Source organism: Ferdinandcohnia sp. SAFN-114 (genome assembly GCF_059415045.1).
On sequence record NZ_JBPFDQ010000094.1, the window covers coordinates 1 to 20,771 of the forward strand.

Here is a 20,771-nt window from a genome sequence, read left to right on the forward strand (position 1 = left end):
TTTAAACTTTTTTATGAAGGCTACCAAGCGAAAGCGCGGTAGAAAAATCTGTGTCTATTTTCTTGACATAGTATCACAACTTGAAATACAAGCATGGAAATCGGACATTCTGGGCTAAAGGATATTATGTTAGCACAGTCGGGTTAAATGAAAAAACAGTAGCGAAATATATTCGTGATCAAGAAGCAGAAGACCGTTTGCGAGACAACATGACCAAACGAGAATATGTAGACCCATTCCAAGATAAATAGGAAAGGTAAACGGTTGACGGTCAATTCAGGGGCCCCTTTAGGGGCTTCGTTGGTAAAGTGCCCTTATAGGGCGAAATCAAAACCGCCCGTTCTACGGGCGGATACTTACTTTATGCTAAATTCTAATAATTGGTGTTAGGCTTACACTTTTAAAAAATACTAGATTTTCATAAAGAGAATAACTTTTCTAAATAATAATGAAATGAATTTGACTCTACTGCATATTTTCTTCACAATTACCTGCTACACTATTACGGAAATATGTATTTTGATATGGAGGTATAAGTGGAAAGTTAGAAGGACTTATATCAAGAATATTGAAAATTATAATAACATGCCATCGAGCTAAAAGTGAATGAATGATGGTTTGACAGAATTTCATAGGAAGGTATGACTAACATGCCCAAAATACTATTAATAGATGATGAGATAAGAATGCTGCAACTGTTAACTTTGTATTTAGAGCTTCGAGGATACACATGTATTTCTGCGAACTCTGGGGAACAAGGGTTAGAATTACTTCAGAGTACTAACGTAGACTTAGTATTGTTAGACGTGATGATGCCATTTTTTGATGGATGGGAAACTGCAAAAGAGATAAGAAAAATCTCTCAAGTACCTATTATTATGTTAACCGCGAGGGATACAACAACAGATATGGTTAAAGGGCTAAAGATTGGTGCAGATGATTATATTACAAAGCCGTTTGATGAGGAAGTACTGCTTGCTCGTATCGAAGCGATGTTAAGAAGGACCAATCAAAATAGTAGAATCGAAATGCATGGTTTAGTGTGGGATGAAAGTAACCATACGCTTTATTTTAATAACGAAACGATTGTTCTTACCCCCAAGGAGTTTAATATGGTTGGGTTATTAATGAAAAATACAAAAATTGTTTTTAGCAGGGAAAAATTAGTGGAAACAGTGTGGGGAGTGGACACAAATATAGACGATCGTACAATTGATTCTCACATAAGAAATATAAGAGAAAAACTTAGAAAAGTAGGATTCCCAATCGACAATCACTTGAAGACTGTTTGGGGGATTGGATATAAGTGGGAGTAGGTTCTAGGAAAAGTCAATAGTGTCTCATCAGAGCAAATTCTTAAAAAAGTTGTAATGAGATTATTGTTTAGGGATGGTAATGAATTCAATTAGTGTAGAATGAGAAGCTAGGATAGTTGCTCTAATTTTTTGCATCTAATTACTAATCATTGAAATATTGACACGAAATTTGCATAATTTCTCCAAATTTCCTTTGTAGAATTAATATAGGAGAGGAGATGGGTATGGTGGACAAAGTAAATCGACGAAGCTTTTTAAAAGGTTCTTTTAAGGGAGCAATAGGGCTTTTAACTATTTCCGTTATACCATTGGGTCTTGTCGCTTGTAGCGATGATTCTATTGATACAAGTTCTATGGCAAATCTAGGTCCACTTGATGAATTGAAAAAGGGACCTTTCCCAAAGAAAGTTAATTATAAGGTCAAGGTAAAAGATGCATGGGTAGAACAGGAGTTAGAGGGTTTTGTTTATTTAAATGTAGAAAATAGAGATCTTCTTATTATGTCTCCAATTTGTACACATTTAGGATGTACTGCAGGTAACGCTGAAGAGGCTAAACAAAAAGATGGTGTTGCTTTCTATTGTCCATGTCATGGAGGAGAGTATGATCAATATGGAGTTAATATTGGAGGTCCACCTCCAAGACCACTTGATTTATTTGAACCTTACTTGATTGATGGAAATGTACATATACCAATCTTAAGTCCTCAGGAGAGAAAAAAGATATGAAAAGGAACATGAAATGCTGTTAATATTATAAAATAGTGATAGCTAAGAGCCTATATAACAAGTAATGTATAAAAACTTGCATAATTTAGGCTCTTTAAGCTATATCTTTGTTAAAGTAAAGCACCCGTATATAAGGTTAGACAGATATTTCTGATTGACCTTTTTCTATATGGTCTTATTATAACGGTAATCGGGGTAGAAGGTCGCACCCATGGGACTTGATCCCGTCAACTAAACTGTTCACCCCCTACTTGTATAAACATGTTTCAGGCTGGTTGGGACAATGAGATTCCGTTTAACAAGCAAACCTATGACAATACAAGAAGCCTGATTCTCGTAAGAAGAAAACGACTGATGAGATAATTGCACGTAATAAAAGATTAAAGAGAGTTTTACGATAAGAAACGTGCAGAAGGAAAACCCTTCAGAGTAGCAGTTATTGCATGTGTTAATAAGCTCTTACACTGGATTTACGCCTTACTAAAGAGCAGATATACTAAACCAGCTAATAGTTTGTCAACATTTTTCAATAAAAAGATTAATAACATCATGATATACTAAAATTGCACATGCCAAATAACATTCCTCTATACTGTAATTGGAAGGCTTTGTTGTTTTTGGTAGATATAGTTATACTGTCAACTTTGTGCAGATGTTTGTGAAGCGTGTGCTGTTGAATGTGAAAAGTTTTAAGATATACAATGCCAAGAGTGTGCAACAATTTGTCGTGAATGCGCAGAAATGTGCTAAACCCCTTCTTTTTTAAGAGGGGTTTTAGCCAATTATTATGTCTTCTCCACAACCAGTAGAATATTACCGAATTATTTTGGTGATAGTTCACTTTCTACTAACCACTTATGATTTTTAACTTTTTCTCCTGCCGTAGAAATATAATCTACCATATACACAGTTGTATCATACGCACCTACAATTGTAGCTTCAGCACCCTTCATATTTGGCATATGGTCAGCAAGTATAATAGCCTTACTTCCTACTGGGAAAGCGGGATTTTTAGCTTCTTTTAAGCCTTTAGGACCTTTTCTTGAACTCGAATGACTCATTTCCATATTGTCCATCATCAAAATATTTTGCAACCAAGTTGCATGTCGTTGTTCATCATGTGAGGCGTGCATGAAGTGCATTTGAACATGATGAGTTGTTGCTCTTGATGCAATATCCTGATAAAAAGAAGAAGCTTCTAATTCATCTTGAATGGCTTTTTGGACACCTTCTTTAAAATTTCTTGGTAATTCCCCAAAAGGAATTTGTGGTTGTTGTCCACCCATCATGCTTAAAATCCTTGTAAACCAATGATAATGCTTCATTTCATCATGCTGTATTCTTAAAATAATCTGTCTGAACTGTTCATTTGGAGTTAGTTGAAGTAATCTTTGATAAAAATTATAAGCATGAACTTCTGAAATAATAGCTCTTGAAACGTCTTGTATTAGTTGAGCGTCACCAGTTAAATCCATTCCCATACCCATCGGACTACTACCAAAACTGTTTTGCATATCAAAAGTCAAAAAATCTCCTCCATTCCAATTTCTAATATAATGTACGATTACCCAGACAATATGTTTGTGTTTTAGCCCAAAATTCTTTAAAATATTCCTACATAATCGACTTATTGTAGGTTATTGAAAAGAAGCATAAGTCTAGGGGTTTTTATCTTCCATATCAAAAGGAAAATTATCTAAAATTTTGGTAGCCATTTCTCTTATTTAGCAAAATTACTAATAAAGTCCTATAACATCTGCATAAAATCTGCACAATTTCTTGATAATTTAATATGGACGTTAAATAAGTTTGAAAGGTTGGTAATGATGAAAAATAATAAAATACTGTTTGGATTAGCTACATTATTGCTGGTATTCCTTTTGGCAGCATGTGCAGGTAATGAAGAAACCACACCAAATGAAAACACAGATACTGAATCTGACACTCATGAAAATATGGATATGGGTGAAGAAGAATCTGAGTCTAATGGAGAAATGGATCATTCAGACATGAATCACTCAGGATCTGGTGAAGTTCCAGAAGGTTTGGCGGAGGCAGAAAATCCTACCTATCCAGTTGGTAGTAAAGTGATCATGCATGCGGATCATATGCCAGGGATGAATGGTGCAGAAGCAACAGTTTCAGGAGCCTTTAATACAACAGTCTATTCGGTTACATATACTCCAACAAATGGTGGAGAACCAGTAGAAGACCATAAATGGGTCATTCATGAGGAAATTGAAAATGCTGGAATTGAAGCATATAAACCAGGTGAAGAGGTTGTATTAAGTGCAGAACATATGGCAGGTATGAAAGGTGCTACTGCAACGATAGATACAGCTGAACAAACCACTGTTTATATGGTCGATTTCACTGATACAAAAACAGGAGAAGAGATAAAAAATCATATGTGGGTCACAGAAGATGAACTCTCACCTGTTGAATAAATGAATATAATAAAATAGCTATAGCCTATAGATTTTAAAGATATTTCATATTGACTAATTTAAAAACCCCTACATTGATTAATAAATCATGGAGGGGTTTTTAAAAGCGTTATACGTTAGGCAGACATTTTTCGGCACATTTCAGCACAGCTACGGCAGATATTTGCACACTCTTGGCAATGCGGATCCTTAAACATCTCGCAATGTTTAGCACACTCTTCACAAATCGTCGCACATACACTACAAACAGCAGCTGAGTGAGAACTATTACCTGCCATAAAATGTGCCGCTGTTGAACAAATTTCTACACAGTCATGTAACGTTTGAATACACTTCACTCTAGCCTGAACATCGGGTTCTTGCAAACAAGCAGTTAAACATTCCTCACAAGCTCTCATACATTTTAAACATTCTTCGATACATGCATCCATATTTAATGGAGATGATGACAAAACTCCCATAAGAATTCCTCCTTCTTTTTTTTCGAATTTATTATGTCCAAAATCTTTTAGGTTATTAAATTTCTTATAACACAACAAAAAATAATTTTAAAAGATTCATTTCTCCATTATTTCTCCATAATTCTTTGTTAAGCTAAAAGATAGTGCAGAAAAAAGACTGCTACTTAGAGAGTGCAAATAATGCTACAAGTAATTCTAGGAGTGAAGGACAAAAATGTATCAAATAATTTCCGATATTAGTAATTTCCTAAGTACACCATTCAGGAATATGTTTTATAGTGTAGAGGGCATACCTCTACTTGCAGCGTTTTTACTAGGCCTTGTAGGTGCTCTAGTTCCATGTCAGTTTACTGGAAATCTTGGGGCAATCATGATTTACGGTAATAGCTCTGTTCAAAAGAGGGTTGCATGGCAAGAAGTGACCTTTTTCGTACTAGGTAAGATTGTTGTGTTTTCTGGTCTTGGGCTTTTGGTATGGTTGCTGGGACAGGAATTTCAAGCAAATTCAACGCTGATTTTTCCTTGGGTTCGGAAAGTCGTCGGTCCTATTTTAATTTTTGTTGGTATTTATCTGGCTGGCTTTTTCAAAATGGGATGGACGATTTCATTAGGGAAAGTACCTGATAGATTTATCAAAAAAGGTAAGTTGGGTGCTTTTTTAATGGGATTTAGCTTTTCCTTAGGATTCTGTCCGACTATGTTTGTATTATTTTTTGTAACGTTAATGCCGCTCGTTTTATCAACACCATATGGAGCAGTATTACCAAGCATTTTTGCTATCGGAACGTCAATCCCATTACTTTTAGCTATTTTTCTTATCTGGTATTTTGAATTAGGAAGTATATTTATGAAACAAGGTAGGAAGGTAGGGGCAATTGTTCAAAAGACAGCCGGTTGGATAATAATTGTACTAGGAGTATTAGATACATTAACTTATTGGACTTGAGAATTATAGGAATCTATACTAAAAATCCAGTGGATTACCACTGGATTTTTTTATAGGTCTATTTTTGTTGGATTTTCCATTTTCAATGGTTCACAGAATATACTTTTTTTCTACATAGTTTCTGCAAAAATTTATTTTAAAGTATACCCTATAAAGGTATTTAGTCTTAAATATTACTATAAATACATGTGGGGGATATCAAATGAAAAAAATCGTTATGTTCATAGGTCTTATAACATTTTTAGCTGTACTGTCGGGTTGTAACAGTGAGGAGAGTAATTCAGCAGAAGAAAAAATGGATAAAAATTATTTTTACATACCAAATTCGGCTGAAGGAACAATTTCAGTAATTGATCCTAGTAAAGCAGAAACAATTGACACTATTTCCTTAGGAACAGAACAGGCTTCCCATGGAATTGCCTTAAGTCTAGATGGAAATGAGCTGTATACAGGAACTGGTTTTTCTGGAAAGTCAGTTCTTGTAATAGATACAAAAACAAAAGAAAAACGTAAAGAAGTTAAATTTGATGAAGGGGTACATGGTATTGATTTAAGTCCAAACGGAAGGTATCTTTATGTCTCACTAAATCCAGGCCTCGGCGGAGAAGGTGGAAGTCTAGCAATCATAAAGATTGAAAATATGGAAATTATCGCAAATGTCAAAACGGATAATGGTCCGGCACATGTGGCAGTAACACCATCTGGCTCACAAGTCTGGGTAGCAAATGTAAATGGAAATTCAGTTTCCGTTATTAATACACAAACAAATGAATTAATAAAAACGATTGCTGTCGGTGATGTGCCAAATGAAGTAGTCATTACCCCTGATGAGAAATGGGCATATGTGGCTAATGTTGAATCGGATTTAGTTACGGTCATAAATGTTGAAACTTTAGAAGCTATTAAAACCATTAAGGCAGGGGATGGACCGCATGGAGTGACAGTATCTCCAAATGGAAAAGAACTATGGGTCTCGAACAATAATTCTAATGATATAACGGTCATTGATACTCAAACACTGACTACAAAGCTTACAATACCAACAGGTTCATATGCAAATCATGTTGCTTTTTCTATAGATGGAAAATGGGCATATGTAACTAACCGACAATCAAATGACGTGCTAAAGATAAATGCTGAAAATAAAGAAGTTACTTCAAAAATACAAGTTGGTAGCGAACCTCATGAGATCTCATTAGAAGATTATGTTAGTAGTATATCAGAGCCTATTGAATATACCTTTGAATATGCATCCGAAAGTACGGTTTCTCCAACTAAAGGAACTCCGGAAAATGTTTCTTTAGAAGAACGAACTAGGACTACTAATGCAAATGGTGTTGAAATTCAAGCGCTTCGATTACTTCCAACAGATGATACTGATGGAAGTAAGATTGATTTTGAGAAGTATGAAGTCTTTCAGTTGAATTTAACAACACACTCAGGGGATCTTTCATCTCTCAACTTAGATAAAAATACTTTCTTAGTTGATGAAAGGAGTAAAAAACAAAAGCCATCGGAATGGGTGACAATAAGTAATGATGCACATCATCCTGTTTATCTTGTGACATATCCAAAAATTGAAGCTCCGGAAATATCTCTTAAAATTGAAAATCTTGATAAGGAACCTGTTATCTTAATATGGAACAAATAAGAAGGGAATTAAATTCATAATTTCTGCACAATTATAAATTAAAATAATAGGGTTGGTCGTTACCTTGTTCATTTTATTTTAGTATATGATATTATTTCATTGTAACGGGTAACCGTATTCTACGTATCTCTTTGCAATGAGAAAATTCGGGTAACTTGCGAACTAAATGTAACGACTAATAACTAGGAGTGACTTTTATAGTGAAAAAAATATTGGTTTTAATTAGTACGTTAGTATTAGCAATCTTTCTAAGTGCATGTGGTGACAAAAATAGTAGTGATAATACGGATGAGCAATCAGGTAAGGAAACAACTCAGACGGATCCAAATACACCAAAGTCTTCGGAGGTAGGCAATTTTGATGGCCATCCTAATTTTGAATCATTCGACGGTTCAATAGATCATATCCATGGTTTAGGTTATGCAGGGAACCAAAATGCAATCTTTTTTGCAGCACATGATGGTATAAAAGTATTTGATAATGGTAGTTGGTACAAGACAAAAACGGAGAATAATGACTATATGGGTTTTAATGCAATAAATGCAGGGTTTATTTCAAGCGGTCATCCTGGAACAGATTCAGAGTTACCGAACCCAGTAGGTATTATTAGAAGTGTTGATAATGGCCAATCTATTGAAAAGCTTGGATTACTTGGTGAAACTGACTTTCATTTGATGGGGGTAGGTTTCGAAACAAACACGATATATGCTTTACCGCCTAACAACAATTCAGAGATGCAAGCTGGAGAATTATATGTCAGCGAAGATCTAGCAAAGACATGGGAAAAAGTAAGTACTAAGAATCTAGGTGAAAACCTTATTGGATTAGCAGTGCACCCTACAAATTCTCAAAATGTTGCAGCTGTTGGAGAAAAAGGAATCTATTATTCAGAAGATAAGGGTAATACATTTGAGTTAATTACAGAAAATATGCAAGGAACATCAGTCTATTTTAGTAATGATGCTTTCTGGTTTGGTGGTTATGATGGGAACGCAGTGTTAATTAAAAGGTCATTAACTGATGGTAAGGAAGAAGAAATCAATTTACCAAAGATGGAACAAGATGCAGTTATGTACATGGCCCAGAATCCAAAAAATCCAGATGAGCTAGTATTTGCAAGTTTCAAGGGTAATGTTTATCGGTCAGTAGATGGAGCAAAAACATGGACAATTTTAATTGAAAATGGGGAAATTCAATAACGTAGTTTCTTAAAGGTAGAAATTCATTTGCTAAAAATCTGAGTAATAGATGATTAGTTTAGAATTTTTGCAATTGCTTACCATATATTGAGCATTATAGCTTTAAATATAAATCCTCCAATTTCGGAGAATATGTTTCATGAACCTATTTGCTTCTTTGTAGTTTAAATGAAAGACTTAATAAATTGTTTTTTGTATCAATTGCCTGTTCGTGTTTTAAAAGGTACTTAGTGACAATATAAAAAATAAATTGTTATTTGAAAGGAGTAAAGGACTAATGAAACAAGATAAAGCTAATGATCCTCATATCAATGACCAACAAGAGGTTAAAAATCATCAACACCATAGTCATGAACATTCGAATCATAGTAGTCATGAAGACCATCAACACCATGAACATATGAATCATAGTGGGTATGAAGACCATCAACACAATGAACATATGAATCATAGTGGGTATGAAGAGCATCAACACCATGAACCCACGAGTCATAGTGAGCATGAAGACCATCAACATCATAGTCATGAACATATGAATCATAGTGGACATGGTGGCCATTCTGGTCATCATGGACATATGGTTGAGGATTTTAAGAAGAGGTTTTGGATATCGCTTTTTTTGGCAATCCCGATTTCGATATTATCCCATATGACTCAAATGCTTTTTGGATATGAAATAGATTTTACGGGAGACTCATTGATACTATTTTTATTTTCTACAATCATTTTCTTCTATGGTGGAAAACCTTTTTTAGAAGGAGCTAAGGATGAGCTCAAAAGTAAGGCACCGGGAATGATGACACTTATTTCACTTGCGATTGTTACAGCATATGTTTATAGTTCGCTTACAATATTTTTTATTGAAGGCGGCGATTTCTTCTTTGAATTAGCGACGTTAATCGTTATTATGCTGTTGGGACACTGGATTGAAATGAAATCGATTATGGGTGCATCCAAGGCATTGGAAGAGTTAATCAAATTGATGCCGAAAGAAGCTCATAAAATTGATGTAAATGGAAATATAATTGACGTATCCGTAGAGGATTTACAACCAGGTGATCAAATTTTAGTTAAATCAGGAGAAAAAATCCCTATAGATGGTAGTATTTTTGAAGGAGAATCGACAGTTGATGAATCAATGCTAACAGGTGAATCTGTTCCTATTGAAAAAGGACCTGGAATGGATGCAATCGGTGGTTCTGTTAATGGATCAGGTGTGCTGAAAATAAAGGTAAGCAAAACCGGTAACGATACATATCTTTCACAAGTTATAAAGTTGGTAAGTGATGCTGAAAAAACAAAATCAAAAGCTCAAGGATATGCAGATATTGCAGCAAAATGGTTATTTTATGTCGCCGTTATAGTTGGAATCATAACCTTTGCTTATTGGGCAACAACCGGGGATATGGAGTTTGCACTGGAACGAATGGTTACCGTATTAATTATCGCATGTCCTCATGCATTAGGGTTAGCCGGACCTCTCGTCACATCAAGATCTACTGCAATAGCAGCCAAGAAGGGATTATTAATCCGGAATCGGGTAGCTTTTGAAAGTGCATATAAAGTGGATCGGGTTGTGTTTGATAAAACTGGAACTTTAACCGAGGGTAACTTTGGGGTAACTGATGTTTATCCGGTTGACGGTGTAAGTGAAGAAGAACTTTTAAAATTAGCTTATTCTGTTGAAACCCAATCTGATCATCCGATAGCAAAGGGAATTGTTAAAGAAGGAAAAGAACGAAAGTTGGAATTATATGAGGTAAAAGATTTTAGGAATTTAACGGGTAAAGGCTTAACTGCAAATGTAAATGGAACAGAAGTTTCTATTTTAAGTCCGGGTGCAATGAAAGTAAATAATGTTACCTTTGATGAAAAAATATATGAAAAATTAGCCGCCCAAGGAAAAACTGTAGTCTTTGTTGTAAAAGATAATGTTTTGCGAGGGATGATTGCTTTAGCAGATATCGTTAGAAAATCGTCCTTTGATGTCATTAAAGAATTACACGAAAGAGGTATTGAAACAGTTATGATGACTGGAGATAATTCCAAAGTTGCGAATTATGTGGGTGAACAATTAGGAATGTCAAAAGTTATTGCTGAAGTACTTCCTCATGAAAAATCAAATAATGTAAAAGAATTAAAACAAGGTGGCAAAAAGGTTGCGATGATTGGAGACGGCATAAATGATGCCCCTGCGTTAGCGGAGGCGGACCTTGGGATTGCAATAGGAGCTGGAACTGATGTTGCGATTGAGACGGCTGATGTTGTGTTAGTAAATAGTAATCCTAATGATATATTAAATATCTTAAAACTTTCAAAAGCAACTACGAGAAAGATGTTTCAAAACTTAGTATGGGCGGCAGGCTACAACATTATCGCTATTCCATTAGCTGCAGGTGTATTGTTTAATTTTGGTATTGTAATTACACCGGCTATCGGAGCAGTTATTATGTCATTGAGTACGATTGTTTGTGCAATAAACGCTCAATTGTTAAGAATTGATTAATTATTAAAAACAGACTTATTATACGCTAGTTACATTATTTAGCTAACTACTTTACATACCCTAAAGGGGTATGCTATGATGTGAATAAGTTAGGAGGTTTAAGCTAATGGAAAACAAAACTGAAGAAGTGGTTTGTTGTCATACAGAAGATGCTACGTCTTGTCGCAAGAGTCATCATCCTGAACGTGTGAAAAAGGATCTAACCAATCGTTTAAACCGTATCGAAGGTCAAATTCGAGGCATAAAGGGAATGATTGATAAAGACGTTTACTGTGATGATGTGATTACCCAGATATCTGCTACACAATCTGCTTTAAACAGTGTTGCTAAACTTCTTTTGGAAGGTCATTTAAAAGGGTGTGTCGTAGATCGCCTTTCTGAAGGTGACGATGAGGTTTTAGACGAATTAGTTGTGACCATCCAAAAACTAATGAAAAAATAAATTTTTTAAGCTTTATATACCCCTATATAGTATGGGGAGTTAAATTATATTTTTAAAAGGAGAGTATAATAATGCAAACTGTAACATTAAATGTACAAGGAATGTCATGTGGACATTGTGTGAAGGCTGTAGAAGGAAGCGTCGGTCAATTAGATGGCGTTAACCAAGTAAATGTAAAATTAGATGAAGCTTTAGTTGAAGTAGCCTTTAATGATTCCAAGGTTTCCCTTGATAAAATTAAAGAAACAATTGAAGAGCAAGGATATGATGTAGAATAAGAGTGCTTTTAAAGCACTCTCTCATTTTCATTAAATTATACCCCTTATGGGTATGAGGGAGGTAGGGAAGATTATGAGTACAGAAGCACTAGATGCAAGAAAAGTAAAAGAAGCGAGTATTCAAATTACAGGGATGACATGTGCAGCGTGTGCTACTCGAATTGAAAAAGGGTTAAATAAAATGGAGGGTGTTGAGCAAGCATCCGTCAATTTAGCACTTGAAAAGTCATCGATTAAATATGACCCTTCTAAACTAAGTGAAGCAGATTTTGAAAAGAAAATCGAAGCACTTGGCTACGGTGTTGTGAAACAAAAAGCGGAGTTTGATATTACAGGAATGACATGTGCAGCATGTGCAACGCGCATAGAAAAAGGATTAAATAAGATGGCTGGTGTTGGAACTGCAAACGTCAATTTAGCACTTGAAAAAGCAACGATTGAATTTAATCCTTCGGAAGTAACGATTGCAGACATTATTGCAAAGGTTGAAAAACTCGGTTACGGTGCACATCAAAAACAAGAGGATAAAGAACAGATAGACCACCGTGAAAAGGCGATAAAAGATCAGCAACGAAAATTTATAATATCGGCGATTTTATCATTACCTTTATTATGGACGATGGTAGGTCACTTTTCCATTACATCATTTTTATATGTACCAGACTTTTTAATGAATCCATGGATACAAATGATCTTAGCAGCACCGGTACAATTTATAATCGGGAAGCAGTTTTATGTTGGTGCCTATAAAGCACTTCGTAATGGTAGCGCAAACATGGATGTACTGGTTGCCATGGGTACTTCAGCAGCCTATTTTTATAGCGTATATCAAGCAATTGTTACAGCAGGAACACACCACGCACCGCACCTATATTTTGAAACAAGTGCAGTGCTTATTACACTGATTGTTTTAGGTAAATTATTTGAAGCAAGAGCAAAAGGCCGTTCATCTGAAGCAATCAAGAAATTAATGGGGCTTCAGGCAAAAACTGCTATTGTTGTACGTGATGGAGTTGAAAAAGAAGTACCATTAGAAGAAGTAGTAATTGGTGACACTATTTTAGTGAAGCCTGGTGAGAAAATTCCGGTTGATGGTGAAGTAATTGAAGGAACAACAGCCGTTGATGAATCCATGTTAACCGGTGAAAGCTTACCAGTAGATAAAAGTCTGAGTGACGTATTATACGGGTCAACGATTAACAAAAACGGTTTTATTAAGATGACAGCAACAAAGGTTGGTCGTGACACAGCATTAGCCCAAATTATTAAAGTAGTAGAAGATGCACAAGGTTCGAAAGCACCGATCCAACGTATGGCGGATAAAATTTCAGGAATCTTCGTTCCCATCGTAGTTGGGATTGCCATTCTTACATTCCTAGTGTGGATCATATGGGTAAGTCCGGGTGAGTTTACACCAGCATTAGAAGTATTGATTGCCATTCTTGTTATTGCTTGTCCATGTGCCCTAGGACTTGCAACACCGACTTCCATTATGGCAGGAAGTGGTCGTGCAGCAGAGTTTGGTATTTTGTTCAAAGGCGGCGAGCATTTAGAACTAACACAAGGCATTGATACGGTTGTTGTTGATAAAACAGGTACTGTTACTTATGGTAAACCTGTTTTAACAGATGTCTTATTAGCAGATGGTCAAGATGAAGAGAAATTTTTATCACTTATCGGTGCTGCTGAAAAACAATCTGAGCACCCATTAGCACAAGCGATTGTTCAAGGGATACAAGAAAAAGGTATTGAACTTGGTAATGCTCAATTCTTTGAAGCGATTCCAGGTTATGGTGTCATTGCAACAGTTTCAGGCCAAGGGATTGTGATTGGTACACGTAAGCTCATGCAGCAATACGGGATTGATATACAATCCGTTTTACCAATGATGGAAAAATTGGAGAGTGACGGTAAAACAGCAATGTTAGCTGGTATGAATGGACAATATGCAGGTTTAGTTGCTGTTGCGGATACCGTTAAAGATACATCTAAAGAAGCTGTTCGTCGCTTACATGAAATGGGCATTCATGTCATTATGATGACAGGTGATAATGAGCGTACAGCACAAGCTATTGGTAAAGAGGTAGGCGTTAATTCAGTTATTGCGGAAGTACTTCCTGAAGGCAAAGCGGAAGAAGTGAAGAAATTACAACAACAGGGTAAAAAAGTGGCAATGGTCGGTGACGGTATAAATGACGCACCAGCACTTGCGACAGCTGACATTGGAATGGCCATTGGCACGGGAACAGACGTTGCGATGGAGGCAGCAGATATTACACTTATTCGCGGTGATCTCAATAGTATTGCTGATGCAATTTTAATGAGCCGTAAAACAATGCGTAATATTAAACAAAACTTATTCTGGGCATTTGCCTATAACACAATTGGAATTCCAATTGCTGCAATAGGATTACTAGCACCATGGGTAGCGGGTGCAGCGATGGCATTTAGTTCAGTGTCAGTTGTATTAAACGCTTTACGTTTACAAAGGGTAAAATTAAAGTAAACTGCTAGCAAAAGAGTAAACCACGATTTACTAAGTTTACTCTTTTGCTCTCATACTTGGAAATGCTACTACTAGAAAAAATAGATTAATAGGATGTGAGAATGGGAATGGAAAATGAAAAAAAGGTTAAATTGGCTGTGAACGGCGGAATATCATTCGGAGCAAAATTAAATGCGAAACAACTGGTTGTCATTGCTGAGTACATGAATGATGATGATGAACTGGAGTTAACAACTTTCCAACAACTATACATTGATGTACTAGAAAGTGAAGTCGAATTCGTTAAAGAAAAATTTACGGAAGTCGGATTGTCCTGTTACCCAGTAGGGAATTTTGTGAAAAGCTTAAGAACCTGTAATTTTTGTAAAGGCGCAGAAGAAGAAGGGATGCCTATAGCGATTGAACTTAATAAGCGAATAGCAGGAAAACAAGTACCTTTTACGCTTCGCCCAGCCTATACAGGATGTCCAGTTGGATGTGGTGAACCTTTAGTTAATGATATCGGTGTAATGAAAGTAAGAGACGGATATGATTTATACATTGGTGGAAAAGCAAAAGGAAAAGATGCTAAAACTGGTACTCTATTTATGGAGCAACTTACTCCAGAACAACTTTATAAGGTTGTTGAAAAAATTATAAATATCTATACTGAACAAGGCAAGAAAAGAGAACAATTTTCTAAATTTATAACTCGCTTTGGTTTGGAAAACTTAAAACAAATAATAGCCTGAAGAAAAATGCACTCCGTTTGAGAGTGCATTTTTCTTCAGGCTACTCGATTTTCTAGGCATTTTTAGTTTTTAGTTACAATGTGTATTCATTTCATTACAAGTACGATTCTATAAACAAAATACTTATTGTACATTTTTACATGCACTATAAGCTTCAACATTCTAAAATACATTCTTTTAGCTTCTCTTGGATTGTATTACCAGTTTATTGATTTTTATATAGATAAAAATAATAAATGAAATCATAACTAGTTTGTGAATAGGAGAAGAGGAATGGACTGGAATACTTTTTGGCATGGTGGAACTTCTTTGGACCCAATGGAAATTTTTTTAAGAGTAACCATTCTTTATTTTTTAATATTGTGTATGACAAGGTTAATAGGCCCCCGTCAAGTTGGAATAGTTTCAGCTTTTAATTTTATTACACATGCGGGGATGGCTCACGTCGCAACTGCTCGAATGGTTAACCCTGAATCTTCACTTACTGCTGCACTCGTCATTATTATCGTAGCTTATTCTTTAAGCCTACTTCTTTCTTGGATTGATTTTAAATTTCCTTCTTTGGTAGGGACAAGTCCCATCTCATTAGTGAAGAATGGACAACCTATTTGGTCAAAATTAAAAAAGGCTCATATTACAATTGATGATTTGTTAGCTCAACTTCGACTTAAAAAAGTACATAACCTATCAGAAGTAGCAGAAGCGATTTTAGAGCCGATGGGAGAATTAAGTATCATAAAGAATCCTGTATCTTCTCCTATAACAAGAAGTCTGTTGAATTTTCCCCAAATACCAATGGGGATGTCAACAATTCTCATCTATGATGGAAAGGTTAAGCGAGAAGAACTGAACGCATTTGGATTTCAAGAAAAATGGTTAGAAGCTGAAATTGCCAAAAAAGGATATTCGATTCCTCAAGTGATGTTGGCAACGTTAGAATCTACAGGAAATATCTATGTGAGTGTGAAAGCAAAATGAATCAATTACTGGACTTTTTTAAGCTAACAGAAGAACTAAGCACAGCGGGGTTCGCTGTTCGAGCGGTAGTATCGGTTATATTAATATATTTTATGAGCAGATTTCTCATGAAACGGGCTGCTGGACAATTTACAGCATTTGATTTTACGTTTCTATGGATGCTGGGGGCATTAGCAGTTGCTCCTGTACTTGATGGGAAAATTTTGTTTACAACAACGATCCTCGCAACTGCAACTCTTTACTTTTGGCACTTTGCTCTTTCTTGGTTTTCCGTTCGGAATCATGCTTTTGCAGCACTTCTTACTAGAAAGCCAACCGTTTTGATTGAAAAAGGAAAAATTAATGATGTAAATATGCGTCGTTCATTTTTTAGTGCTGATGTACTGCTTTCAGAAATGAGACTATCGGATGCCCCTGATTTAACTGAAGTGGATCAAGTCATTCTGGAGACCAGCGGTCATTTGAGTGTGATAAAAAAATCGGGACACATTCCACCTACTCCAGTTGATTTTCAAATTCCTATACCTTCTGGTGGACTGCCGAGAGTTCTCGTCAATAATGGGAAAGTAATGTATAACAATTTGAAATCCCTCAATTATAAGGAAGAATGGTTACAAGAGCAACTTAATAAACAAGGGATTATAAATATAGAAGATGTGTATTTAGCAATGATTAGCCCAAACGGAGAATTCTACTATTCAGTTAAAAACAGCTAATAAAGTGAAGGGAAGAAAAATATGCTATCCGAAAAAGAAATTATGAATTATGCCTTTAAAGATATACTATTTCATGAAGAGGTATTGGCAAAGAAATATGCTGAACTTCAAAAAGAAGTTACTGATCCTCATCAAATACAGAAAAAGTTTCAGGGATTAGAAATGGCAGCCCGAACACGTTATAACGTTCTTTCACAAAAAATGAACGGATTAGGAATTGTATAAAAAGGAGAGATGCAGATATGAATATATTAGACAAGCTTCATGATATAGTTGAAACAGAAATGGAAAACCAAATGTTATATAACAAATATATGCTTCAGATTACCAATCCTGAAGTCAGACAGTTGTTTACTCAACTAAGAGACGAACATATGCATATTCCATTTCAGAAGGGTGACAACCTGATTATCTCAGACATTGAGTTCCCTTCTAATGTATATCCCTGGTTGAACCTTGAGAGTAAAGGGATAGAAGTTCGATTTGTAAAAAGTGTAAATGGAACAGTACCATTGGCTGACCTTGAAAACTTAATAGATGAGCGTACACGTCTCATTAGCTTGAGCTTTGTAGAAGCGGGTAATGGGTTTAAAAATAATGTAGAAGAGGTCTCTAGTCTCTGTCAAAAAAGTGAAATCTATTTTGTTGTGGATGCCATTCAAGGTTTAGGAGTACATGAGATTGACGTGAAGAAACTAAATATTGATTTTTTAGTTAGTGGATTTTTTAAATGGCTATTTGGACCAGATGGAATAGGGTTTATGTACTGTAGTGAAAGGGTTCTAAGTGAAATGGTTTCACCTTTTGTGAGTTGGACAAGTATGGAAGATAAATTTAATTACTCTACCTATAACTTTACCTTATCACCAACAAGTCGAAGGTTTGAAGCAGGTAATCTTAACTTTTCTGGAATCCGCGGGGTAATCAAAGGTCTTGATCTCATTGAAGAGATTGGTATTGATGTCATTCATGGTCGTGCTATGCAGCTGGCTACCCATCTTAGAGAACAAAGCAATAGAAGCCCAAAAGTAACTTGCGCTTCCAATTTTAGTAAGGACAACCAATCACAAATTGTGTTACTTCAATGTGAAAATGACGATATGTGTTTTGAAAGATTGAAGCAGCATAATATTATTGTCAATAAACGTAACGGTTTGCGTATATCACCTCATTTTTACAATACAAAAGAGGAATTGGATACATTATTAGAAATAATTTCAGAATAAAGGAGTGATCGAGTTGGACTTTTATGAAGCGGTGAAGCAGCATAAAATCATTGCAATTGTAAGGGGAGTTAATAAAGAAGATATTTTGCCATTAACAGAGAGTCTTTATAATGGTGGCATTCGATTAATCGAAGTTACGATGAACACAACTGATGCCAGTGAAATGATTTCAATGGTTAAAAGGGAATTTGGGAATAAAATTCTAGTTGGTGCAGGGACAGTGGTAGATTTAGAATCAGCGGAAAAAGCGTATGAAGCAGGGGCGGCTTATTTTATAACTCCCAATACAGATCGTGAGGTAATCGATTATGCACTTCAGAAAGGCGTGGGTATTTTACCTGGGGTTATGACGCCATCTGAAATAGTTCAAGCATACAACGCTGGTGCAAAAATGGTGAAAGTCTTTCCTACTAGCAGTCTTGGGAGTACCTATATTAAGGAACTTCAAGGGCCTTTATCTCATATTCCGATGGTGGCAGTTGGTGGTGTTACAGTTGACACAGTTGCTGATTATATAAATGCAGGAGCAGTAGGTTTTGGGATTGGTGGTAGTTTAATTGACAAGGAAGCGATACGTAAAGGGGATTTTGACTCTATTACGCAAAAAGCGGCCATGTTTTTTGAAAAGTGTAAGGGAGTCGAAGTGTAGATGAGTGAAAAACCAAGAGTTGTAACCCTAGGGGAAACCATGGCTGTCTTTCAAACTCCACAGGATGGTCGGATAGAATATACCCCCTCTCTCATAAAAACTCTCGCCGGGGCTGAATCCAATGTCGCAATTGGTCTAACCAGATTAGGTATTAAGACTAAATGGGTGAGCAGGCTAGGAATGGATCCTTTTGGAAAGTATATTCAATCCACGTTAAAGGGAGAAGATGTAGAGGTTCGTGTTTCAATCGATAAAAAAAGTCCAACAGGCATTATGTTCAAAGAGATAAATGGAGAGCAAGATCCCAATGTTTATTACTATCGTCAACACTCTGCAGCAAGTAAATGGGCTGAGAATGATATCACAGAAGAAATTTTCCAAGATGCAGAACTATTTCATTTTACCGGCATCACACCAGCACTTTCACCCGAGTCAAAAAATGCTATCTTTCAAGCAATCACATTAGCAAAGAGACAAGGACTAAAGATAAGTTTTGACCCTAATATGAGGTATAAATTATGGAGTGAGGAAGAGGCAAAAGAAACATTTCTCCAACTTGTTTGTTTATCGGATATTGTTTTACCAGGTCTGGATGAAGGGGAGTTAATTACAGGCGAAACCGATCCAGATAAAATAGCAGCAAAAATGCTAGATTTAGGTCCTTCTTGCGTTGTTTTAAAGCTTGGTGCTGAAGGGGCTGTTTCGTATACTCGTTCAAATGAGGGCCATATCTCTAAAATCTATGAAGAGGGTATAAAGGTTGAAAGAGTAATCGATTCTGTTGGAGCAGGAGATGGGTTTGCAGCTGGATTTTTATCTGCTTATCTTGAAAACCTAGAATTGAGAGAATGTCTCAAAAGGGCCAATGCAGTTGGCGCGCTAGTTACACAATATAGAGGAGATTGGGAGAACCTTGCTACAATTGAACAGTTAAACATGTATATGGCAGGAAGAACTAGCAAGTCACGTTAATGGAGGAAAGGAAGGGTATTCGATGAAGCTTACGAAGCATGTATATTTAGTAGGTAGTGGATTACAAGGAATCCATTTAACGGATGCTTATGATTGTCATGTTTATTTAATAGATGGTGGAGATGAACTAGCATTAATTGACACAGGTGCTGGAATGGGCGTTGAGCAGATCCTCCAAAATATAAAGGATGAGGGCTTTCATCTAGATAAATTAAAATATCTTCTATTAACACACGGTCATGCAGACCACTCTGGTGGAACAAAGAAACTCGTTGAAAAGACAGGAATACAGGTAATTAGCTCACAACTAACAGCCCAGTACCTAGAAAATGGTGATGAAGAGTCTATCAGTCTTTCTTTTGCAAAAAATGCCGGATTCTATCCAATAGATTATGTATATGAAGCAACACCAGTTGATCGAATTGTAAAAGAAGGAGATATAGTGACGGTTGGAAATCTTCAATTGGAAGTGATTGAAACCCCAGGCCACAGTAACGACCATCTATCATATATCATGAAAACCCCAGAAAGTACATATTTATTCGGGGGCGACCTCGTTTTCTATGAAGGCAAAGTTGCTACTCAATTTATCCCAGATTGCTCTGTTTTTGATATCGGTAAAAGTTTAATCAAGCTAAAAGATGCCAATATAGATTGTCTCCTCCCAGGGCATGACGTATTTATTCTCAAACAAGGCCAGAGCCACATAAACCGTGCAATCGATTCAATTGAGAGATTGGTCATTCCCTCAAGTATTATCTATTAGCGGTAAGGGACACAGGGACAGGTCCCTTGTCCCAGTTGGGGGCTGGCGTAGACAGCGGATGGTGGGCTATGGTCACAGTGACGCCCCAAAAATTGTCGAAGGTTGTATGCAGTGAGTAATATCAGTAGGATATGCATCAGGTGAGAAGCGCCCCATCAAATGAAAAAGAAGATGAATCTTGAACTGACCTAGCCAAATGAGACATATATAAAACACCTATCCATATTAAATTTAACACTTTTTCATTAATTTG

20 protein-coding genes and 2 pseudogenes are annotated in these 20,771 nt (G+C 36.1%); 20 read left to right on the forward strand and 2 right to left on the reverse strand.

The annotated features are described in order from the left end of the window. Positions 1-77 precede the first annotated feature (77 nt). The 4 genes and pseudogenes from ACR65M_RS22315 to ACR65M_RS22330 all read left to right on the forward strand — a co-directional run. Positions 78-251 (forward strand): annotated as a pseudogene (locus tag ACR65M_RS22315) (transposase); the annotation flags it as partial. 399 nt (positions 252-650) lie between these two features. After that, positions 651-1,316, forward strand: coding sequence for a response regulator transcription factor (locus ACR65M_RS22320; protein WP_440274452.1), 666 nt, complete (start codon positions 651-653; stop codon positions 1,314-1,316). 227 nt (positions 1,317-1,543) lie between these two features. Next, positions 1,544-2,044: a QcrA and Rieske domain-containing protein gene (locus ACR65M_RS22325; RefSeq protein ID WP_440274453.1), complete on the forward strand. Its 501-nt coding sequence runs from the start codon at positions 1,544-1,546 to the stop codon at positions 2,042-2,044. Between the two features lie 329 nt (positions 2,045-2,373). Beyond that, a pseudogene (locus tag ACR65M_RS22330) lies at positions 2,374-2,605 on the forward strand (hypothetical protein); the annotation flags it as partial. 260 nt (positions 2,606-2,865) lie between these two features. Here the strand turns inward: ACR65M_RS22330 and ACR65M_RS22335 are convergent. After that, complete coding sequence (locus ACR65M_RS22335) at positions 2,866-3,570, reverse strand: DUF1541 domain-containing protein (protein WP_440274454.1); 705 nt, start codon at positions 3,568-3,570, stop codon at positions 2,866-2,868. 300 nt (positions 3,571-3,870) lie between these two features. Between ACR65M_RS22335 and ACR65M_RS22340 the strand changes: the two genes are divergently transcribed. Beyond that, the gene (locus tag ACR65M_RS22340; protein ID WP_440274472.1) at positions 3,871-4,491 is read left to right on the forward strand and encodes a YdhK family protein; all 621 of its coding nucleotides are present in this window, start codon (positions 3,871-3,873) and stop codon (positions 4,489-4,491) included. 116 nt (positions 4,492-4,607) lie between these two features. On the opposite strand, the gene ACR65M_RS22345 is transcribed toward ACR65M_RS22340, so the two are convergent. After that, the gene (locus tag ACR65M_RS22345) at positions 4,608-5,027 is read right to left on the reverse strand and encodes a four-helix bundle copper-binding protein (protein ID WP_440274455.1); all 420 of its coding nucleotides are present in this window, start codon (positions 5,025-5,027) and stop codon (positions 4,608-4,610) included. Positions 5,028-5,166: 139 nt separating this feature from the next. Here ACR65M_RS22345 and ACR65M_RS22350 point away from each other — a divergent pair, with 139 nt between their 5' ends. The 15 genes from ACR65M_RS22350 (at position 5,167) to ACR65M_RS22420 (ending at position 20,518) form a co-directional block, all read left to right on the forward strand. Further along, positions 5,167-5,898, forward strand: a complete 732-nt coding sequence (locus tag ACR65M_RS22350; RefSeq protein ID WP_440274456.1) for an urease accessory protein UreH domain-containing protein — start codon at positions 5,167-5,169, stop codon at positions 5,896-5,898. Between the two features lie 202 nt (positions 5,899-6,100). Continuing rightward, positions 6,101-7,549, forward strand: coding sequence for a YncE family protein (locus ACR65M_RS22355; protein WP_440274457.1), 1,449 nt, complete (start codon positions 6,101-6,103; stop codon positions 7,547-7,549). Positions 7,550-7,749: 200 nt separating this feature from the next. Continuing rightward, positions 7,750-8,748: a F510_1955 family glycosylhydrolase gene (locus tag ACR65M_RS22360; protein WP_440274458.1), complete on the forward strand. Its 999-nt coding sequence runs from the start codon at positions 7,750-7,752 to the stop codon at positions 8,746-8,748. A 277-nt stretch (positions 8,749-9,025) separates the two neighbouring features. Beyond that, positions 9,026-11,254, forward strand: a complete 2,229-nt coding sequence (locus ACR65M_RS22365) for a copper-translocating P-type ATPase (RefSeq protein WP_440274459.1) — start codon at positions 9,026-9,028, stop codon at positions 11,252-11,254. Between the two features lie 106 nt (positions 11,255-11,360). After that, the gene (locus ACR65M_RS22370) at positions 11,361-11,696 is read left to right on the forward strand and encodes a metal-sensitive transcriptional regulator (RefSeq protein ID WP_440274460.1); all 336 of its coding nucleotides are present in this window, start codon (positions 11,361-11,363) and stop codon (positions 11,694-11,696) included. 71 nt (positions 11,697-11,767) lie between these two features. Then, entirely contained in the window at positions 11,768-11,974 is a 207-nt protein-coding gene (gene copZ / locus ACR65M_RS22375) for a copper chaperone CopZ (RefSeq protein WP_440274461.1), read from the forward strand. A 73-nt stretch (positions 11,975-12,047) separates the two neighbouring features. Beyond that, a complete protein-coding gene (locus ACR65M_RS22380) occupies positions 12,048-14,480 on the forward strand; it encodes a heavy metal translocating P-type ATPase (RefSeq protein ID WP_440274462.1) in 2,433 nt (810 codons plus the stop codon). Between the two features lie 107 nt (positions 14,481-14,587). Continuing rightward, positions 14,588-15,211 carry a nitrite reductase gene (locus ACR65M_RS22385; protein ID WP_440274463.1) on the forward strand — a complete coding sequence of 208 codons (624 nt, stop codon included), beginning with the start codon at positions 14,588-14,590 and terminating at the stop codon, positions 15,209-15,211. A 273-nt stretch (positions 15,212-15,484) separates the two neighbouring features. After that, positions 15,485-16,189 (forward strand): DUF421 domain-containing protein, encoded by a 705-nt coding sequence (locus ACR65M_RS22390; RefSeq protein WP_440274464.1) that lies wholly within the window; start codon positions 15,485-15,487, stop codon positions 16,187-16,189. Continuing rightward, positions 16,186-16,905, forward strand: a complete 720-nt coding sequence (locus tag ACR65M_RS22395) for a YetF domain-containing protein (protein ID WP_440274465.1) — start codon at positions 16,186-16,188, stop codon at positions 16,903-16,905. The genes ACR65M_RS22390 and ACR65M_RS22395 overlap by 4 nt, the downstream gene beginning before the upstream one ends. 21 nt (positions 16,906-16,926) lie before the next feature. Beyond that, the gene (locus ACR65M_RS22400; RefSeq protein WP_440274466.1) at positions 16,927-17,130 is read left to right on the forward strand and encodes a hypothetical protein; all 204 of its coding nucleotides are present in this window, start codon (positions 16,927-16,929) and stop codon (positions 17,128-17,130) included. Between the two features lie 17 nt (positions 17,131-17,147). Next, positions 17,148-18,131, forward strand: coding sequence for an aminotransferase class V-fold PLP-dependent enzyme (locus ACR65M_RS22405; RefSeq protein ID WP_440274467.1), 984 nt, complete (start codon positions 17,148-17,150; stop codon positions 18,129-18,131). A 13-nt stretch (positions 18,132-18,144) separates the two neighbouring features. Then, entirely contained in the window at positions 18,145-18,780 is a 636-nt protein-coding gene (locus tag ACR65M_RS22410) for a bifunctional 4-hydroxy-2-oxoglutarate aldolase/2-dehydro-3-deoxy-phosphogluconate aldolase (RefSeq protein ID WP_440274468.1), read from the forward strand. Continuing rightward, the gene (locus ACR65M_RS22415) at positions 18,781-19,752 is read left to right on the forward strand and encodes a sugar kinase (RefSeq protein WP_440274469.1); all 972 of its coding nucleotides are present in this window, start codon (positions 18,781-18,783) and stop codon (positions 19,750-19,752) included. 22 nt (positions 19,753-19,774) lie between these two features. After that, the gene (locus ACR65M_RS22420) at positions 19,775-20,518 is read left to right on the forward strand and encodes an MBL fold metallo-hydrolase (protein WP_440274470.1); all 744 of its coding nucleotides are present in this window, start codon (positions 19,775-19,777) and stop codon (positions 20,516-20,518) included. Positions 20,519-20,771: the final 253 nt, after the last annotated feature.

Excerpts from the sequence above, each read along its gene's own strand:
- ACR65M_RS22395 (WP_440274465.1), top strand. The coding sequence starts at position 16,186 with ATGAATCAATTACTGGACTTTTTTAAGCTAACAGAAGAACTAAGCACA.
- ACR65M_RS22340 (WP_440274472.1), top strand. The coding sequence starts at position 3,871 with ATGAAAAATAATAAAATACTGTTTGGATTAGCTACATTATTGCTGGTA.
- ACR65M_RS22320 (WP_440274452.1), top strand. The coding sequence starts at position 651 with ATGCCCAAAATACTATTAATAGATGATGAGATAAGAATGCTGCAACTG.
- ACR65M_RS22390 (WP_440274464.1), top strand. The coding sequence starts at position 15,485 with ATGGACTGGAATACTTTTTGGCATGGTGGAACTTCTTTGGACCCAATG.
- ACR65M_RS22365 (WP_440274459.1), top strand. The coding sequence starts at position 9,026 with ATGAAACAAGATAAAGCTAATGATCCTCATATCAATGACCAACAAGAG.
- ACR65M_RS22420 (WP_440274470.1), top strand. The coding sequence starts at position 19,775 with ATGAAGCTTACGAAGCATGTATATTTAGTAGGTAGTGGATTACAAGGA.
- ACR65M_RS22385 (WP_440274463.1), top strand. The coding sequence starts at position 14,588 with ATGGAAAATGAAAAAAAGGTTAAATTGGCTGTGAACGGCGGAATATCA.
- ACR65M_RS22405 (WP_440274467.1), top strand. The coding sequence starts at position 17,148 with ATGAATATATTAGACAAGCTTCATGATATAGTTGAAACAGAAATGGAA.
- ACR65M_RS22370 (WP_440274460.1), top strand. The coding sequence starts at position 11,361 with ATGGAAAACAAAACTGAAGAAGTGGTTTGTTGTCATACAGAAGATGCT.
- ACR65M_RS22415 (WP_440274469.1), top strand. The coding sequence starts at position 18,781 with ATGAGTGAAAAACCAAGAGTTGTAACCCTAGGGGAAACCATGGCTGTC.
- copZ (WP_440274461.1), top strand. The coding sequence starts at position 11,768 with ATGCAAACTGTAACATTAAATGTACAAGGAATGTCATGTGGACATTGT.
- ACR65M_RS22350 (WP_440274456.1), top strand. The coding sequence starts at position 5,167 with ATGTATCAAATAATTTCCGATATTAGTAATTTCCTAAGTACACCATTC.
- ACR65M_RS22380 (WP_440274462.1), top strand. The coding sequence starts at position 12,048 with ATGAGTACAGAAGCACTAGATGCAAGAAAAGTAAAAGAAGCGAGTATT.
- ACR65M_RS22400 (WP_440274466.1), top strand. The coding sequence starts at position 16,927 with ATGCTATCCGAAAAAGAAATTATGAATTATGCCTTTAAAGATATACTA.
- ACR65M_RS22355 (WP_440274457.1), top strand. The coding sequence starts at position 6,101 with ATGAAAAAAATCGTTATGTTCATAGGTCTTATAACATTTTTAGCTGTA.